This window comes from Vibrio sp. 779(2023) (assembly GCF_033344285.1).
Lineage (GTDB): Bacteria > Pseudomonadota > Gammaproteobacteria > Enterobacterales > Vibrionaceae > Vibrio > Vibrio alginolyticus.
On the sequence record NZ_JAWPOM010000003.1, the window covers coordinates 39,003 to 55,799 of the forward strand.

Genomic DNA, 16,797 nt, shown 5'->3' on the forward strand with positions numbered 1-16,797 from the left:
ATATTCCCATATTGGTGAGAAAAACTCACAGATGCGTCACCTGAAATCTTTTTATGTCTTCCACGTTGCGGCGAGTTCTTCAAGCTACACTGAAGCGGCTGACAAACTGAACATTACTCACGGAGCCGTGAGTAAGCAGATCAAGCAACTTGAGCAATATCTGTCTCAACCTTTGTTCTTCAAAGAGGGCAGGAAAGTCGTGTTGACGGCGGAAGGCGAATTACTCAAGACATACACAGAAACGGCATTCCAAACGCTAGAAACAGGCGTGAATACGCTTATTCAAGAGAAGCATCAGCATCTTGAAGTGTCTTGTGAACCGACATTAACCATGCGCTGGTTGATGCCAAGGTTGGCCGCGTTTAATGATGAACACCGTGCTGATGTTCGTTTGTCGACGGCTGGTGGCCCGGTAACATTAGGATCAACTGGGCTTTCGATGGCGATTCGTCGAGACGATTTTGCGCAGCATCACGATTACGACAAAACCATTCTTGTGGAAGAGTGGGTGGGGCCGGTATTTTCTCCTGAGTATTGGCAATCCATTAAAGACAATTTGAAAGCAGCTCGATTGTTGAATAGCCAAACCAGACCGAATGCTTGGGCGGATTGGCAGCAATCAACACGTTGTGAAACTTTCAACGGCAACACTCAGCAATCATTCGCGCATTTTTATTTTTGCATACAAGCCGCAGTGGATGGCTTAGGCGTCGCAATGGGATCGTATCCTTTTGTCATGGACGATATTAAGCGTGGTAATTTGGTCGCACCATTTGGGTTTTCTCCATCAAGTTGCAATTACGTTTTATTGAGTCAAGATAAAAAGCGTACAGAACTCGAACATAAATTTATCACGTGGTTACAAACGCAAATGGCAGAGTGTGTGCCACTGTCATCACAGCAGATTACGCAAGGCGAATAGAAGGCATAGAGCGAGATTACGTCAGTCAGTTTTATGGAAAAAGGCTTAGGAAATTGGAAATGGAAAACCTCAATATTGTTGAAATCAAATCATTTGTTCCGGCGAAAGATTACGCGCTATCAAAACGCTTTTATGAGGCGATTGGCTTTGAAATGGCGTCGGACTTCGGTGATGTAGCATACTTCTCTCAAGGTAGCTGCGCGTTTCTTTTACAGAATTTTTATGAGCCAGAACACGGCAATAACTTCATGATGCACTTGCTCGTAGAAGACGCAGAAAGTTGGCATCAGCACTTATCCAAAGTGGGTCATGAGGAATTTGGTTCGCGTTTGACAGAGCTAGTCGAGCAACCTTGGGGCATGCGCGAATGTTGTTTGTTTGACCCTAGTGGCGTTTTATGGCGAATTGGCCAGAACATGAATACTGACTAAAGCCAGTCTTATTTTCACCGCATCTACGCGCAGGTATTGAGATCTCGATATCTGCGCGTTTTCTTTTTTACTTAGCCTTGCCAACGTTTGTAGCGCACTCACGCCTTTTTCGAGGTGGTGTGCGATGGGCTAACGCCAAAAAACTCCTCAAGCAGCATGGCTTTGAGTTCCGCTCTGACTTCTGCGCCACCGATTAACGCCAAAAGTGCGAGTCCTCCTGGAATAAGGATGACCATTAATATCGGTCTTAAAATATACGAAAAGCAGAAGATGGTCGGGAAGAAAATCAATCCTTGGCCTAGTTTGTTTAATACGTACATGAGCGATTCCTTTTGTTTTTATATAAAATGAGCATGCTCAATTTTATAAATGAGCGCGCTCAATTTGTCAATCTCAACCACGCAAGGTATGATCCTTTCAGGCTCATTAAGCAGACACATCAATGACGAAGCGACAACAAACCAGAGATAAAATTCTAAAAGCCGCATGGGCATCTTTTGCTCAAAATGGCTATGACATGACGACCACAAGGCAGATAGCGAGAGAAGCAGGAGTAGCCGATGGTACAGTGTTTAGCCATTTCCCGACTAAACTGTCGATTTTGCGCGAAGGGATGCTGGCGCAACTGCAACAGATCAGCCAAGAAACGCTAGTCAGTGTGGAAGGTAAAACCGATATCGACATTGGTTTGGCGCTGACGGAGAAATACTATCGCTACTATTTTGCGAACGTTGAGCTGAGCCGAGCTTTGTTGAAAGAAGTGATTTGGGATTTGGATTATTATCAGTCGTTTAACCAAGCTTTGTTTCAATCTGTAAACGGAAGCTCCGTCCTTGAGGGAAAAATACCGCTGATTTTTGACTGCTATTTTATGACGTTAATCTCGCACTTGAGCCGTGCAGAACCGGATGTTGAAGCGGCACTTGAAGAGCTTCATGCTAAGTTTCAGCAAATCATTGCGACTGCATAACATGGCCCCAACGCAGGATCTGAAAGAATATACTGCCTGTCATTTTATTTGCTGGGCTCCCATTTTCTCGTTTCAGTTGGCGTCTCACCAAATAGCCGCTTGTAGCTTTGACTGAACTGCCCGAGATGGAAAAAACCAAAGTCAAAAGCGATTTCTGCAATTGTTCGATTATCTTCAGGGTTTTGTAGCACTCTACGTACTTGATTCAGGCGCATTCGATGTATGAACTGCTTTGGGGAAGTATTACAGCAATGTTCAAAGGTGTACTGTAGTGTGCGACGACTGACGTGTACTGCGTCACACAGTTCACTGACGGTTATCGGTGTACGGTAGTCTAGATCCTGTAGCTGTTGTTTTATACGGTGCATCACGTGTTGACGATGAGAGATTGATATCGGATGGCTCGTGTGCAGTGAACTGAGTGAGAACAACTCCAGCACAATATCTTTTAAGATTGCTTGATGTGTGGTTTCAGACCATCTTGGCTCGGCGGAACCAAGTAACGTGCCTAAGTAGTATTTAAGTTGTTGAATGTGTTTTTCCGTCAAACCCGTTAAGTGTAATGTGTTGTTTTGGATACTCCCAAGCTCAAGTTGATTTTCTATGATGTGAACGAAGTTTTTGTCGAGCACTATTCCATAGATAGAAAACTGCTCCGGTGTCATTAACTCAAAATCAGCGCCACCTTGCCTAAGCAAAAGTTGGCTTGAATTAAACTGACTGTGATTTAGGTGTAGCGGCTTATTTTCCGCACTCAAACCCAACCAAATACCTCCCTCTTCAACCCTGCATTGCTGTCTTAGCGAGCGGTTACTGTCTTCACGAAACACATGGAAATTGGGAAATCGTCGTTCTCGAATTTGACCTAAAAATCGACCATCGCTGAGTTGGTCATATTCCTGTTGCCAGTTTATCAGACTCGCAGCTTGTTGGTTTGCATCCTTAGTGTGATGGATGCACAGCATTGGTGCAGTTTGGGGCATTTGGTTACTCATCCTTGTGATGCTCATTCCTTTTTTGTGAGTCATGTTGGAGCAGTATTTACATAACTTATTGTTTATTATTGGTTTATAAATGTTGCCAGTTTTTGATAACGCTACGGAACACATTTGGCAATACTTTCTTAAAGCTTATTGATAGTTCAGCAAAAAGCGAACCAAATAGTGAAGAGGAAGAGCAATGACGGCAACTTATCGTCGGCAACAAGGAAGTAAAGTCTATACCTTTAAGTCATTAGCTGACTTGATGGCGAAAGCGACACCGGAGCGCTCAGGCGATGCGTTAGCCGGGGTTTGTGCTCAGTCAGCGGCAGAACGTGTAGTCGCACAAATGGCGCTGTCTGAGTTACCACTTAAAACGTTTCTTAACGAGGCGGTTATTCCATACGAAAGCGACGATATCACTCGCCTAATTATCGATACGCATGACCTTGAAGCCTTTAAGCAGATTGAGCACTTGACGGTCGGAGATTTTCGAAATTGGCTGCTGAGTGAAGAAGCCGATGGTGAAACGTTGGCTAAAATTCGTCAAGGTTTAACACCAGAAATGGTGGCCGCAGTCAGTAAGATTATGCGCAACCAGGATTTGATTCTCGTTGCTAAAAAATGCCAAGTTGTCACGGCTTTTCGGAATACGATAGGTTTGCCGAGTCGCCTGTCTACTCGCTTACAGCCGAATCATCCCACTGATTCTCTCAACGGTATCGCAGCGACCATTTTTGATGGTCTGATGTACGGAAATGGCGATGCGGTTATCGGTATCAATCCGGCAACAGATAATGTGCCTCAAGCTATCAAGTTAATGAACTTAATGGATGAGGTGATTCAACACTATCAAATACCGACTCAGTCTTGTGTGTTAACTCATGTAACGAACACGATCGAAGCCATTGAAATGGGCGCACCAGTCGATCTCGTTTTTCAGTCGATAGGCGGCACGCAAGGGACGAATGATACCTTCGGAATCGACTTGTCGATTTTGAAAGAGGCCCATGAAGCCGCGTTGTCTTTGAATCGAGGTAGCGTAGGAAACAATGTGATGTATTTTGAAACCGGACAAGGTACCGCGCTGTCTGCGAATGCATTTCATGGGGTCGATCAACAGACTTGTGAAGCCCGTGCTTATGCTGTCGCGAAACAGTTCGATCCTTTGTTGGTTAATACAGTTGTTGGGTTTATTGGCCCTGAGTATCTGTTTGATGGCAAACAGATCATTCGTGCTGGGCTTGAAGATCATTTTTGTGGGAAGCTGCTTGGTTTACCCATGGGTTGCGACATCTGTTACACCAATCATGCCTATGCCGATCAGAATGACATGGATAATTTGCTGACACTGTTAGGCGTGGCCGAGTGCTCTTTCATCATGGGTATTCCAGGGTCTGATGACATCATGCTCAACTATCAAACTACCTCATTTCACGATGCCCTTTACGCAAGAAAAGTACTCGGTCTGAAGCCAGCTCCAGAGTTTGAACAATGGTTAATGGAGATGCAGATTTTCGAGAGCGTGCAAGACGTTCGGTTAAGTGAGCAAATCTCTCGCTCGTTTTCGGGAGCAATTAACCAACTGAATAAGGGGTATTCTCATGGGTAAAGTAATCACCATTGCTCAGTCCCCACAAGATGAGTCTGAAGTTGTCACATACAACCCGTGGGGCAAGTTACGTGACTTCACCTCTGCTCGGATCGCTCTGGGTCGTAGCGGGAACAGTGTACCAACCAACGAGTTACTCTCATTTCAGCTGGATCATGCCCAAGCTATGGATGCAGTGCATTGCAGTTTGAATATTGAGTCTCTCGTTGCTGGTTTGTCGGACTCTTACTCGATTCTTGAAAATACCTTAGAGCCTCCAGTGGTAGTGAGCAGCCGAGTAAGTGATCGGCTTATGTACCTGCAAAGGCCCGATTTAGGAAGGCAACTCGATGAATCTTCTTGGCAAACGCTCAACTTGATAGCAAATGAGCATAACACTGACATTGATCTTGCGATTGTTATTGCTGATGGACTTTCTTCCGTCGCAATTCAAAACCATGCCGTGCCTGTTGTTACTCGATTGATTTCTCTTTTAAGCGCTGATGATGAACATCAATGGAAATTCGCACCTATCACAATCGTAAAGCAAGGAAGAGTAGCGGTAGGGGATGATGTCGGTGAATGTTTTAACGCCAAGGCCGTGCTGGTTTTAATTGGAGAGAGACCCGGTCTAACTTCTCCGGATAGCATGGGTATGTATCTCACTTGGGGGGCTAAACGAGGCTCTAAAGATTCCCAAAGAAACTGCATTTCCAATGTGCGTCCCCAGGGACTCAACTATGACGATGCCTGTGAACGCGCATTTTACTTGCTCAAGGAGGCTCGAAAATTACAACTGTCAGGAGTGAATCTGAAAGATCGCTCAGATATCAATGAGCCAAGTGGCGCAAGCGTTGAAGATAAACACAGCGACAACTTTTTAATTTCATCAAAGTAGAAGGATTTACTATGTCTAAACATCAGGAGTACTTGGCCAAAAGGCAGCTAAAAAGAGGCACCGCAGGTTGGATTTTACTTGCGGGCTTAGGTGTCTCGTATGTTATATCTGGTGACTTCGCCGGTTGGAACTTTGGCATCGCTCAAGCAGGATGGGGAGGCTTTCTTATTGCTGCTATCGCGATGGCAGTAATGTATTTCACGCTAGTATTGTCTTTAGCTGAAATGTCTGCGGCTATTCCTGCTGCGGGTGGTGGTTACAGCTTCGCAAGACAGGCGATGGGGCCGACAGGTGGCTTTTTCACTGGCTTATCAGTTTTGATTGAATATGCGCTCGCGCCTGCTGCGATAGTGATTTTTATTGGCTCAGCAGTTAATGAATTGGTTGGTATCGATGGTCCTGTTGTTTACGCACTTTTCTACGCCGTCTTTATCGCTATTCATATGGCAGGGGTTGGCGAAGCTCTCAAAGTAATGATGGTCATCAGCGGTTTGGCTGTGCTAGCTATTCTAATTACTGCTGCTGTGCTTATTGGTCACTTTGACGTTAATAACTTATTCGATATTGCTCCGGCGACGGCTCAGGCAACAGAAATCTTGCCGTTTGGGTGGTATGGCGTATGGGCTGCGTTGCCGTTTGCAATGTGGTTGTTTCTTGCGGTTGAAGGTGTGCCTTTAGCGGCAGATGAGGCAAAAAATCCGGCAAAAGATGTTCCCAAAGGCATCATTGGTGCGATGCTGTTTTTATTGCTAACCGCAACTCTCGTAGTCGTCCTTTTAGCTGGTGCGGTTGGCTCAAAGGTCATAGGCGATAGCGCGGTGCCATTAGTTGACGCCCTAAAGCTTACGGGCAATTCAACGGTAGCAATGGCCGTGAACTTACTCGGGTTAGCTGGCCTTATCGCTTCTTTCTTTTCTATCATTTATGGTTACAGCCGCTTGGTGTTTGCGCTTTCCCGCGCGGGTTATTTACCGCAAACTTTGTCATTAACCAGTGACAAAAAAGTGCCTTCTCGTGCGCTGTTGGTTCCGGGCGTTTTTGGGTTCTTGGTTTCACTTACGGGTGAGGGGGACTTAATCTTGGCGATGGCTGTTGTCGGTGCGACTGTATCGTACGCATTAATGTCCTTGAGCCATATTTTATTGCGAATTAAACAGCCTGAATTAACTCGTCCATATAAAACGCCTGGTGGGATAATTACTTCGAGTATTTCTCTGGTGCTTTCTTTGATCGCAATGACAGGTGTTTATGCTTTTGATCCCTCAGCCTTTTTCATGACAATGGGATTGTTTCTTATCGGTGGTGTTTATTATGGGTTATACAGCCGCAACAAATTGGTGGCAGCAACCGCCGAGGAAGAGTTTGCCATGCTGTCTGTAGCAGAGCTAGAGCTTGAGTCAGATGTCGTACGATAGTCACTCTGATTCTTGTTATTCAGCATATTAAGGGAGCCATAGGCTCCCTTTGTCATTTCTATCAAAAGTGCATAGCGCACAAATGCATCACTTTAACTTTATAAGTGGTTAATCATGTGAAAGTCTAGTCTGGATAACGATGGCGCAGATCCATCACAGGTAAAGGTTAAGTTTTCAAGGAAAGGTCATGATAAATAAGGTATTTAATACACTTTTGGGAACAGAGTTACCGATTATTCAAGCGCCAATGGCCGGTGTGCAAGACAGCCAAATGACCATAGCCGTCAGTAATGTTGGCGGGCTTGGCTCGTTACCTTGTGGAATGCTGAACAAAGACGCCATCGTAAAAGAACTTCAACTTATCAAGCAGGCAACTAACCGACCGTTTAACCTCAATTTCTTTTGCCATGAAATGCCGGAGTATGACGGCAACAAGCACGAAAAGTGGCAAAAAACGCTGCAACCGTATTTTTCCGAGGTTGATGCAACCGTTCAGGCTCAGCCAAACGCTCCGACAAGGATGCCTTTCAATCATGATATTGCTGACGCGATTGAACCATTTGCACCGCCAGTGATCAGTTTCCACTTTGGTTTGCCAGACGATGATCTGTTAGCTCGAATTAGAGGGTGGGGAGGGAAGATCCTTTCGTCAGCGACCACGGTGGACGAAGCACTTTGGCTAGAAGCAAAAGGCGTTGACGGTATTATCGCCCAAGGCTTGGAGGCTGGTGGACACCGAGGTATGTTTTTATCGGATGATTTAACTACTCAATTAAGTTTGATTGCGTTATTACCACAAATCGCCAAACGGGTGAATTTGCCTGTTATTGCTGCAGGCGGAATCGCTGATAGAAGAGGGGTGGAAGCCGCGTTGAGATTAGGAGCGAGTGCCGTTCAAGTTGGCAGCGCCTATTTGTTGTGTGATGAGGCGAAAACATCGTCTTTACATCGATATGCCATTGCCAGTGAACGCGCGCAACATACCGCTGTGACCAATGTTTTCTCGGGCCGACCAGCGAGAGGCATTGTGAATCGCGCGATGTCGGAGCTAGGCTACATCAGTGAGTTTGCGCCGAAATTCCCATACGCCTCCATTGAAATGGCTCAACTAAGAGCGCTTATGGAAAAGCAAAACCGAGATGAATTCACTCCGTTGTGGTGCGGACAAAACTCGTCGGGTTGTAAGGAAATATCGGCGGCAGAAATGACATTGTCATTAGTGGAAGGCATCGATTTAAACTGATGTGCGTCTTACCTTTTAAAGCGATGCCGACTGAACGGTTACGAGTTATCCCTATACTTATGTAGTAAATCTAATGGGATGTGGCAGTAATCATTCGGAAAGTTTGTGAGTCTGTCTTGGTGCTCATCATCACTTGGTACATAATTTGTGAGTGGCAGTACTTCTACGGCGATCTTGTCGGCGTCCGGTCGCGCTGCGATAAACGCTTTCGCGATGGTGAGATGCTGTTCGTTTTGGCTATAAACACCAGTACGGTACTTCTTACCTACGTCTTCACCTTGCTTGTTAACGCTGTAAGGGTCGATTATCTCAAACAAATACCCCATTAAAGTTTCAACCGAAACTTGCTCAGGGTCGAACTGGGTTTTCACGCACTCTGCGTAGCCATCGTATTCGGATTGAGTGTTATCCGTTGTGCCATTTGCTCGCCCTGCTTCTGTGTTGATTACGCCCGGAAGGTGGCGCATAAATTCTTGCACGCCCCAAAGGCAGCCGCCAGCGAAGTAAATTTCTTCCATCACTTTTATCCTAGTCTTTACCGTTGTTGGGATGTAGGGAGCTAACCCCTCTTCTTCCATCCCATTTTCGTTGCCCTATTATCTGTTGATGGGAGCGATATTCGCAAGGTGCAGCTTGGCTAATCAGACCACGTGCTTTTTCCTTTTTACTTTCAAGTTCTTTTCATATGAAACATCAGGTGAGTATACTGTAAGCTCATCAATAAGGAGCGAATCTGTGAACCCAAGACAAAATGAAATTCTGCAATTAGTGAACGACCGTAAACGCGTTCAAGTCACGGAGCTTTCTGACATCATTGGCGTGTCGGGCGTGACCATCAGACAGGATTTGAACTTTCTGGAGCAACAGGGCTACCTAAAGCGCGTTCACGGCGCAGCTACCGCGTTGCAAAGTGATGACATTGATGCCCGCCTGGAAGTTCGTTTCGATATTAAACAATCGCTCGCAAACCAAGCTGCGGATTTGGTCGCATCGAATGAGACAGTGCTGATTGAAGGGGGCAGTGCCAATGCGTTGTTGGCTCGGACTTTGGCTGAGCGCGGCGATGTAACCATCATTACGCCATCGGCGTATATCGCCCATCTCATCCGTAACACTTCTGCCAACATTATCTTGCTTGGTGGCGTGTATCAGCACCAAGGCGAGAGCTTGGTCGGACCGCTGACTAAGTTGTGTATTGAGAACATTCATTTCAGCACAGCCTTCTTGGGTATTGACGGCTTCCATCAAGACACTGGCTTTACTAGCCGCGACATGATGCGTGCTGAGATCGCAGAAACCATCATTGCGAAAAAAAGGCGCAATATTGTTCTAACGGATTCTAGTAAATTTGGGCAAATTTATCCCTCATCAATTGGTAAGACTGACGAAATATCAGTGCTGCTGACTGACAAAGCCGCTCCGAAAAGCGACCTTGAACAAATCAAAAAGCGAGGTGTGGAAGTTATATTAGGCTGATTAAGCAACGCTTTGTTTTCGCTTCGCGAGCATTGCTGTTGGGGAGAAACCGGTGACTAGCATAGTGCCGCTAAGCACTAGAATTGTTCCTATGATGGTGTTAGAGCCGACGGGCTCATCTAGCACCAAGTAGCCCCATAAGATACCAAAAACAGGAACAAGAAAAGTGACAGTCAGTGCTGACGCTGGGCCGATATCAGAAACTAAGCGGAAATAGAGCAAATAAGCGAACCCTGTGCATACAACGCCGAGCGTGACAACAGAGCTCCATTCGAAATGACTTGGTTCTGCACGCATTGGTAAGAATGGTAGCAGCGGCAGTACCCAAATAACCGCCGCCCACATGCTGCCGTGAGCATTGTCAAAAGCTGGTACTTGTGGCGCATTTTTAGTGTAGTTGGTAGCAATGCCATAGCTGAAAGAAGCCATCAAACTGGCGGCAATAGGGAGCATGGCTTCTTCACCTATGGTTGAAGTATCTAAGCCGACCAAGACTGCAACGCCTCCAATGCCTATTAGCATACCGAGAACAGATTTCGCTGTGAGTGGGCTGCGGTACCAAACAAAGCCAACTAGTGCTCCCCATATTGGGGCGGTTGAGTTCAATATTGCTAAAGTTGATGCATTCAGTGTCTGGGCTGCGTACGCAAAGAGTAAAAATGGAACTGCGCTATTGAATAAGCCAATAATAAAGAAGTGTTTAGTATGTGCAGTTAACGTGAGTTTCTTCTTCAAATATACGGCGATCAATAACAAAGCGACGGCGGCAAATGTAACTCGAAATTCGATTAAGTAAGCCGGCCCGAATGTGTTGGCGGCGACTCGCATAAACAGAAACGAGCCACCCCAAATAGCAGCAAGGCAGAGTAAGCGAAAAAAACTGACGGCAGTCATTTGACATCCTTGGTCGAGGTCTAGCGCCTCATCGATTAATTGTTGCGCTAACAGTGAATTAAACCAAGGATGAGGTCAACCAGAAATGTAATGCCAGTTCCGGATCTGGCTAGCTTGGGCTCACGTTGATGGTGTGTTGTTGATTTGTGATCACTTAATGGCTCTCTGACCATACTGCGAATTCATTTCCACTCGGTTCAGTGAAGTGGAATCGACAGCCGCCGGGGAATTCGAAAATAGGGCGGATAATTTTTCCACCATGCTGCTCTACTTTTGTCTGAGTGGCCTGAATGTCTGAGCTATAAAATACTAAAAGTGCGCCACCATTTGCGGTTTGGTTTATAAACTCAGATTTGAAGAATCCGCCATCCAACCCTTGTCCTGAAAATGCAGAATATTCTGGACCATAATCGGTAAAGCTCCAGTCAAAAGCACGCTCAAAAAATTGTTTGGTCGCACTGACATTAGTGGAACCAAATTCAACGTAATTCAATTTTTCATGTTGATGCATGGTGAAATCCTTCTCGGTTACTATCGTTTCTAAGCGAACTTTTCTACGATGATGTCGTCCGCTTTTTCGACAAATAATGCGCCATTATCTCTGAGCTCTGTCAGCACATTCTCTACATTATCAGGCAGCACCGCACGAGTTGAAGCAAGATTAACTACCACATTGTAGCCAAGTTCCAGCGCTTGCATGACGGATTTTTTCACGCAAAAGTCTAAGGCAAGGCCACCGATAACTAAGGTATCAATCCCGTTGAACTTTAGAAATTCATGCGCGCCTGTCGTTTTGGTGTCGGCAATATCATGGAAAAAAATACCGTAAGGGTGTGCGTCAGGATCCATACCTTTATTAACTTGAAAATCATAGTCCAACACGGGTGGTAAGCCATCTAGCAGCTCAGAACCTGTTGTGCCAAGCACACAGTGACGGTTCCACTTTATATCCACATTCGGTAAACCAACGGGCTCAAGCATATTGGATGGCGATTCTGCATCCCACTTTGCTTTTGGTGGGTGTAAGTCACGACTGACCAGTTTTAATCGGCCTTTGGCATGATTGTTCAAAAGTTCCGGTACGATTTCCAACGCACCTGCAACGGGCAGTTCATCTGGACATAACTCACTAAAGCCTTTCTCTGGATCAACGTCGATCACTGCTGTAGTTTGATAGTTTACTCGAACAGTCATGGCAGACTCCTTGTCTGTCTGATTGTCTGCGTTTATCCACGCAAACAGTTTTGAAAAAAGGTTACTTCGTCGCTAGTCAGCGTATATACCATTGCGGGTTTTCCACCTTTGCCTTTGTTGGTTGAAGCGACTTTATTAGTGGGTTTTAGTACGCCTGAATCTATCAAGCGGCGCTTAATCGTCATTCGGCTGATATCAATACCAAACTCTTGATAAGCAGAAATGATGTCCGCAACCAAAAACTCTTTGTCTAATGCAAACAAAAGAACCGATGTGTATTCAATGGATGCACGAAGCTTTTGCCACGCTTTTTCAATGGTTTTTTGATGATCAAATGCGAGAGTCTCTTCTCCATTGAGAATAGCCTGTAGCGAAAACCATTTAAGTTGGCATTCCGGTACACCTGCATTATTTATTTGCTCTACATTGTTACGATCAACTAAGGCGTAGTGCGTAATGTTTAAGCTCCAGTCTTCTGGATCGCGTTTTGGATCACCGTCGATAAACGCTTCGCTAAAATGGCGAGGGTAGGTATGGATTTTCTCACGGCAAATTCGGCGACGCGCCGCTTCAAAGTTTTCATCGGCCGGGCGTCCGCCTTCACTGGTTAAGTCTTTATCAAAGACAAATCCGCCCGGTAGTGCCCAGACTCCATGGTATGGCCGATTTGGATTTGAACGTTTAATCAACAACACTTCCAATCCCTTATCGGCACAGCCAGATAGCCTGAATGGAATAATGTCGACAGATACGATCATGGTTGGGTCCTAATATTGATTTGTAAATAATCTAGCGCATAACAAGTGGTCAATCAATGGGTAAGTAACGAGTTGTTAGAAACGTTTTTGGTAGTGTTCGTAATACGGTTTGAGCATAAATTTACGGATGACTCTGACTTATTCACAATGCTTGTTCGAATTCTAGACAAAAAAACCTTATAAAAATGAGTGGTTAGTAACAAAAGTTGACAAACTATAGATGGGTGTTTATTGTTTACGCAAATTAGTTAGTAACAAAAAGTTATATACCCAGGAAGGGCATGTAGAAGGGCACCTAATGACCACCAAACTATTTTCTTCCCGCATCATTCAAAGCGCTTTGGATTTCGATGTCTACAAAGTCAATATGATGAGTGCTGTAACAGCGCTTTACCCTGATGCGATGGTGTCATATAAGTTTATCGTGCGCAGTGAGGAAGACCTTTCTGAGCTTTTGCCTGAGGTAAAAGCCGAAGTCCTTAAACTGCAAGATATTCAATTTACGCAAGAAGAAATTGAATATATTAAGCGTGTCGCGCCTTACCTGAATCCTGACTTTGTTGATGCACTGCGCCATTTCCGTTTCAACCCACAAAGCGATGTCTCTTTCCATAACAAAGCCATGGCTGATGGCTCAAGCCAGTTAAGAATTACTATTAACGGTTTGTGGCGAGATACCATCTTGTACGAAACGATCATCATGAGCATCGTGTCTGAAGTTCGTAGCCGTCAGCGTTGGTCAGATATCCCTGTTGTGCAATTTACCACTGTTTTAGAAGAGAAAGTTCGGCACCTAAAGTCGGAACTAAAACGTCGTAACATCACTAACTTTAAATTTTCTGACATGTCGACGCGTCGACGTTTTTCCTTCCAAGCTCAGCGCACTATGCTGGAATATTTGTGCCAGGAAGTGCCGGAATGTTTGACAGGAACAAGCAACTATCACTTAGCAAAAGAGCTAAACTTGACGCCTATCGGCACCGTTGCTCATGAATGGTTTATGGGACACCAAGCTCTGGTGAATGTGCGAGATTCGCAAAAAGTGGCGTTGCAACGTTGGCAAAAAATGTTTAATGGTGCACTAGGCATTGCGTTAACCGATACGATTGGTATCGATGCTTTCCTTAAAGACTTTGATGAAGAACTAAGTAACGCGTACTTCGGTGTACGTCACGATAGTGGTTGCCCTTATAGCTGGGGTGAAAAAATGATTGCACACTACCAGTCACTGAATATAGACCCATTAACAAAAACACTGGTGTTTACCGACGGACTTAACTTCGAACAAGCGTTAGATATTTGCGAGTATTTCCAAGGACGTATTCAGGTGAGTTTTGGGATCGGTACTTTTCTTGCCAATGATATGGGTGATTATGTCAATAAAGATGGTGAAGCCTACCAGCCACTTTCTATCGTGATAAAAATGGTCACGTGCAATGGTTCACCGGTCGCCAAAATCAGTGACGAACCTGAGAAAGCCATGTGTGAAGATATCTTCTTTTTGATGAATCTCAAGCGCCGCTTTGAACAACCTCTTGATTTAAATGAGTGTCGTAAAATGATCGATCGTTTAGAAACTGAAGGTCGAAATTATCTCATTGACGCGTAGGCGTTATCCTCTCTCCTTGATAAGCACCCTCTATCGTTACGACAAATTTATATAGGTAAACGTGGAGGGTGATTTCGTTATAGTAATATACAGAAGTAACCAGATACAGCGCAGGAAAGCACTCAAAAGTTGATGTGTTATCTGCCTTTGATTGGTGTAAATCGATACGTTACAGCATCGTGGACGGTGTATCTCATCCGACACTAAACTCAGTCTAATCACGTAGTTTATTCCCACGTACCATGAGCTCACTCGGGTATAGACGTCTATCTGCTTTTATGACTTTGGGCTTCACGTAGTTGCTTGAATCAGGAGTCAAAATGAACCTAGTAGTACATTTGCAAAAGAAAGCGATCCGAAAATATGGCTATGAGATGGCCACTCGCCAAGCATGGAAGTGTGGTATCAAGGCAAATCTTGTAAAGCGCGTGATTGGCCTTTTTAAAGGACAAATTGTTTGTGTGGTTGAAGGTTGCCGAGCAGAGTTTTCTTCTCCTCTTAATAACCCCCTTCACGAAGATGACAAGCAGGGGCGATATGTGTTTGTTGGCGGTGTATGCTGGGAACCAAATAACATTATAGCGCCTGGTTTCCCTGATTTTATGTTTATGCACGTGCGTAATCTAAGCCACCGTCATAAGTATTTAACGGATGACGAACTATTTTTGAGCTTGGCTTAAAAATAAATCTCATAGACTAGTCCAGCCCAATCATAATCAGTAGTGATACAGTTTTAGCTCTGTTGACATTCTGCTGAGTGTTTCTTGACGTACCTCTTATAAAACAGTGTTTCTTTACTTGTTAATAACAGAGGGTTTGTTTTCGTCTGATGTGATTTCCCTTTTGCGATTTACCATAACGCTCATCAAAGCAAACCATACTGGGATGTAAATCATGAATATGAAATCTATCGCAATTGCAACGGCAGTTGTTGCTGTACTAGCAGGCTGTAAAGACAAAACGCCACCAGCTCCAACTCAAGCAAACATTACTTTGGTTGAAGCGGTGACTGAAACGGTGAAAAAGCCGCACCAAGTATGTAAAGACGTGGTAGTAACCGAGCAAGTTGCCCCTGCGGATGACAATAAAATTATTGGTACGGTTGGTGGCGCAGCAGCTGGAGCAGCGCTGGGCAACCAAATCGGTGGTGGCTCAGGTAAAGTGATTGCAACTGCAGCTGGTACGATTGCTGGTGCACTGACAGGTCGTAAGATCCAGGAGAATGTGCAAAAAGGTGATGTAGTAACAACGACGAAAAAACAGTGTCATACAGAATATACGACATCTGATAAAGTAGTGGGTTACGACGTCACTTACGAAGTTTCAGGTGCACCAACGACGGTTCGTTTGGCGAGCAAGCCAGCGACAAAAACGTTCCCAATTCAAGATGGTAACGTTGTTCTACCACAATAGTTAGCGACTTAACCGAAGCGATTAACAAGTCCTTTTATCTTTGAGATGAAAGGGTTTTTTCACATAAGCGGCGTTTTCATCTGTTTTCCCATTGGAATGTGCGGCCAGAAATACCCGTTAATTTCCGCGTTCGATACAATCACTTTTCTTAAAGTACGAACGGAAAAAACATGGAAGATTTTTACCTGACCGAGCACGGTCTGGCTGGTTATTTCGAAGCGCAATGGTTCGACAAGTTCATTGAGGATCAACAGATTGAGATGATAACCAGTCGCTCAAAACAAGTCCCACTTTCTTTTTTGTCATCACCTCACTGCTCCCAAGTTGCTGATTTTATTGCGCAGGCGGTAATCGAAAGCAGCGTTCAGCCGTATTCCCTACTTGAGGTTGGGGCGGCGCTGGGAAGAAATTATTATGAGTTAGTGCAACGCTTACCTAACCTTAAAGAAGCGACGCTTGTGGAGCCTTCAAATAGGTTAATGGATGGCTTGAAGCAACTATTAATAGAAGAACAACGCGTCGAGCTTACTTACCTTCACGATGTGAACACCTTAAACACTTTAGAGGTAGAGAATAGAGATATCGTACAGAAATGTGCTCATGTTGATTTGACGCTAATTAACCAGCCTTTTGAGCTTGATACTCTCCAATCTCGCTTTGATTTAGTCGTATGTTTAAATGTGATTGATCAATGTGAGTCGCCACTTAGCGTGATCAATGCTCTAAAAAAAACCACCAAGGTGGGTGGGCTGATCGTTGTCTCTTGCACTTATCAGTGGAACGCGAAACACATCAAAAATAAAGAAGAGGCGGTTGATGATATCAAAGAATACTTTGCTGAAGGCTGGCGTCTAGTGTCGGAAGCCGAGCATGAATATCGCATCCGGTTTAATGATCGCTTTGCAAGGCAGTTTTTATCTCACGTAGTCGCTTACGTAAAAAACGATTAGAGCCACATAAAAAACCGAGCACTTACGGCTCGGTTTTTTAGTCTTTGGGCTAG

19 protein-coding genes are annotated in these 16,797 nt (G+C 44.8%); 12 read left to right on the forward strand and 7 right to left on the reverse strand.

The annotated features are described in order from the left end of the window. Positions 1 to 31 precede the first annotated feature (31 nt). Entirely contained in the window at positions 32 to 922 is an 891-nt protein-coding gene (locus R8O70_RS05250; protein ID WP_005388706.1) for a LysR family transcriptional regulator, read from the forward strand. A 59-nt stretch (positions 923 to 981) separates the two neighbouring features. Next, positions 982 to 1,353, forward strand: coding sequence for a VOC family protein (locus R8O70_RS05255; protein ID WP_005373979.1), 372 nt, complete (start codon positions 982 to 984; stop codon positions 1,351 to 1,353). Positions 1,354 to 1,451: 98 nt separating this feature from the next. Here the strand turns inward: R8O70_RS05255 and R8O70_RS05260 are convergent, their stop codons facing one another. After that, positions 1,452 to 1,673 carry a hypothetical protein gene (locus R8O70_RS05260; RefSeq protein ID WP_017635120.1) on the reverse strand — a complete coding sequence of 74 codons (222 nt, stop codon included), beginning with the start codon at positions 1,671 to 1,673 and terminating at the stop codon, positions 1,452 to 1,454. Positions 1,674 to 1,795: 122 nt separating this feature from the next. Here R8O70_RS05260 and R8O70_RS05265 point away from each other — a divergent pair, with 122 nt between their 5' ends. Continuing rightward, entirely contained in the window at positions 1,796 to 2,323 is a 528-nt protein-coding gene (locus tag R8O70_RS05265) for a TetR/AcrR family transcriptional regulator (RefSeq protein WP_005373975.1), read from the forward strand. Between the two features lie 44 nt (positions 2,324 to 2,367). Here the strand turns inward: R8O70_RS05265 and R8O70_RS05270 are convergent, their stop codons facing one another. Then, the gene (locus tag R8O70_RS05270; protein WP_161440815.1) at positions 2,368 to 3,318 is read right to left on the reverse strand and encodes a helix-turn-helix domain-containing protein; all 951 of its coding nucleotides are present in this window, start codon (positions 3,316 to 3,318) and stop codon (positions 2,368 to 2,370) included. A 184-nt stretch (positions 3,319 to 3,502) separates the two neighbouring features. Between R8O70_RS05270 and R8O70_RS05275 the strand changes: the two genes are divergently transcribed. The 4 genes from R8O70_RS05275 to R8O70_RS05290 all read left to right on the forward strand — a co-directional run bounded on the left by R8O70_RS05275 (position 3,503) and on the right by R8O70_RS05290 (position 8,450). After that, positions 3,503 to 4,915, forward strand: coding sequence for an ethanolamine ammonia-lyase subunit EutB (locus R8O70_RS05275; RefSeq protein ID WP_005373972.1), 1,413 nt, complete (start codon positions 3,503 to 3,505; stop codon positions 4,913 to 4,915). Further along, entirely contained in the window at positions 4,908 to 5,792 is an 885-nt protein-coding gene (eutC, locus tag R8O70_RS05280) for an ethanolamine ammonia-lyase subunit EutC (protein ID WP_017635123.1), read from the forward strand. The genes R8O70_RS05275 and eutC overlap by 8 nt, the downstream gene beginning before the upstream one ends. Positions 5,793 to 5,803: 11 nt before the next feature. Continuing rightward, the gene (gene eat, locus R8O70_RS05285) at positions 5,804 to 7,207 is read left to right on the forward strand and encodes an ethanolamine permease (RefSeq protein WP_318184075.1); all 1,404 of its coding nucleotides are present in this window, start codon (positions 5,804 to 5,806) and stop codon (positions 7,205 to 7,207) included. A gap of 187 nt (positions 7,208 to 7,394) precedes the next feature. Next, entirely contained in the window at positions 7,395 to 8,450 is a 1,056-nt protein-coding gene (locus R8O70_RS05290; RefSeq protein WP_017635125.1) for an NAD(P)H-dependent flavin oxidoreductase, read from the forward strand. Between the two features lie 38 nt (positions 8,451 to 8,488). Here R8O70_RS05290 and R8O70_RS05295 read toward each other — a convergent pair whose 3' ends face one another. Further along, positions 8,489 to 8,968 (reverse strand): peptide-methionine (S)-S-oxide reductase, encoded by a 480-nt coding sequence (locus R8O70_RS05295; protein WP_017635126.1) that lies wholly within the window; start codon positions 8,966 to 8,968, stop codon positions 8,489 to 8,491. Between the two features lie 217 nt (positions 8,969 to 9,185). On the opposite strand from R8O70_RS05295, the gene R8O70_RS05300 reads away from it, so the two are divergent. Continuing rightward, a complete protein-coding gene (locus tag R8O70_RS05300; protein WP_054865466.1) occupies positions 9,186 to 9,926 on the forward strand; it encodes a DNA-binding transcriptional regulator YciT in 741 nt (246 codons plus the stop codon). Here R8O70_RS05300 and R8O70_RS05305 read toward each other — a convergent pair whose 3' ends face one another. The 4 genes from R8O70_RS05305 to R8O70_RS05320 all read right to left on the reverse strand — a co-directional run bounded on the left by R8O70_RS05305 (position 9,927) and on the right by R8O70_RS05320 (position 12,772). Further along, on the reverse strand, positions 9,927 to 10,820 hold the full coding sequence (locus R8O70_RS05305; protein WP_064354514.1) for a DMT family transporter: 894 nt from the start codon (positions 10,818 to 10,820) through the stop codon (positions 9,927 to 9,929). 154 nt (positions 10,821 to 10,974) lie between these two features. Continuing rightward, positions 10,975 to 11,331, reverse strand: coding sequence for a VOC family protein (locus R8O70_RS05310; RefSeq protein ID WP_042523322.1), 357 nt, complete (start codon positions 11,329 to 11,331; stop codon positions 10,975 to 10,977). Positions 11,332 to 11,360: 29 nt separating this feature from the next. Further along, a complete protein-coding gene (locus R8O70_RS05315) occupies positions 11,361 to 12,014 on the reverse strand; it encodes an isochorismatase family protein (protein WP_053307171.1) in 654 nt (217 codons plus the stop codon). 32 nt (positions 12,015 to 12,046) lie between these two features. Beyond that, positions 12,047 to 12,772 (reverse strand): NUDIX domain-containing protein, encoded by a 726-nt coding sequence (locus R8O70_RS05320; RefSeq protein WP_005373953.1) that lies wholly within the window; start codon positions 12,770 to 12,772, stop codon positions 12,047 to 12,049. 298 nt (positions 12,773 to 13,070) lie between these two features. Between R8O70_RS05320 and pncB the strand changes: the two genes are divergently transcribed. From pncB to R8O70_RS05340, 4 genes are all read left to right on the forward strand, one after another. Further along, entirely contained in the window at positions 13,071 to 14,381 is a 1,311-nt protein-coding gene (gene pncB, locus R8O70_RS05325; RefSeq protein WP_318184076.1) for a nicotinate phosphoribosyltransferase, read from the forward strand. 320 nt (positions 14,382 to 14,701) lie between these two features. Beyond that, positions 14,702 to 15,061, forward strand: a complete 360-nt coding sequence (locus tag R8O70_RS05330) for a hypothetical protein (protein ID WP_005373947.1) — start codon at positions 14,702 to 14,704, stop codon at positions 15,059 to 15,061. 214 nt (positions 15,062 to 15,275) lie between these two features. After that, positions 15,276 to 15,794 (forward strand): glycine zipper 2TM domain-containing protein, encoded by a 519-nt coding sequence (locus tag R8O70_RS05335; protein ID WP_005373945.1) that lies wholly within the window; start codon positions 15,276 to 15,278, stop codon positions 15,792 to 15,794. A gap of 170 nt (positions 15,795 to 15,964) precedes the next feature. Next, positions 15,965 to 16,744 carry a class I SAM-dependent methyltransferase gene (locus R8O70_RS05340; protein ID WP_258624654.1) on the forward strand — a complete coding sequence of 260 codons (780 nt, stop codon included), beginning with the start codon at positions 15,965 to 15,967 and terminating at the stop codon, positions 16,742 to 16,744. The last annotated feature ends 53 nt before the right edge of the window (positions 16,745 to 16,797 follow it).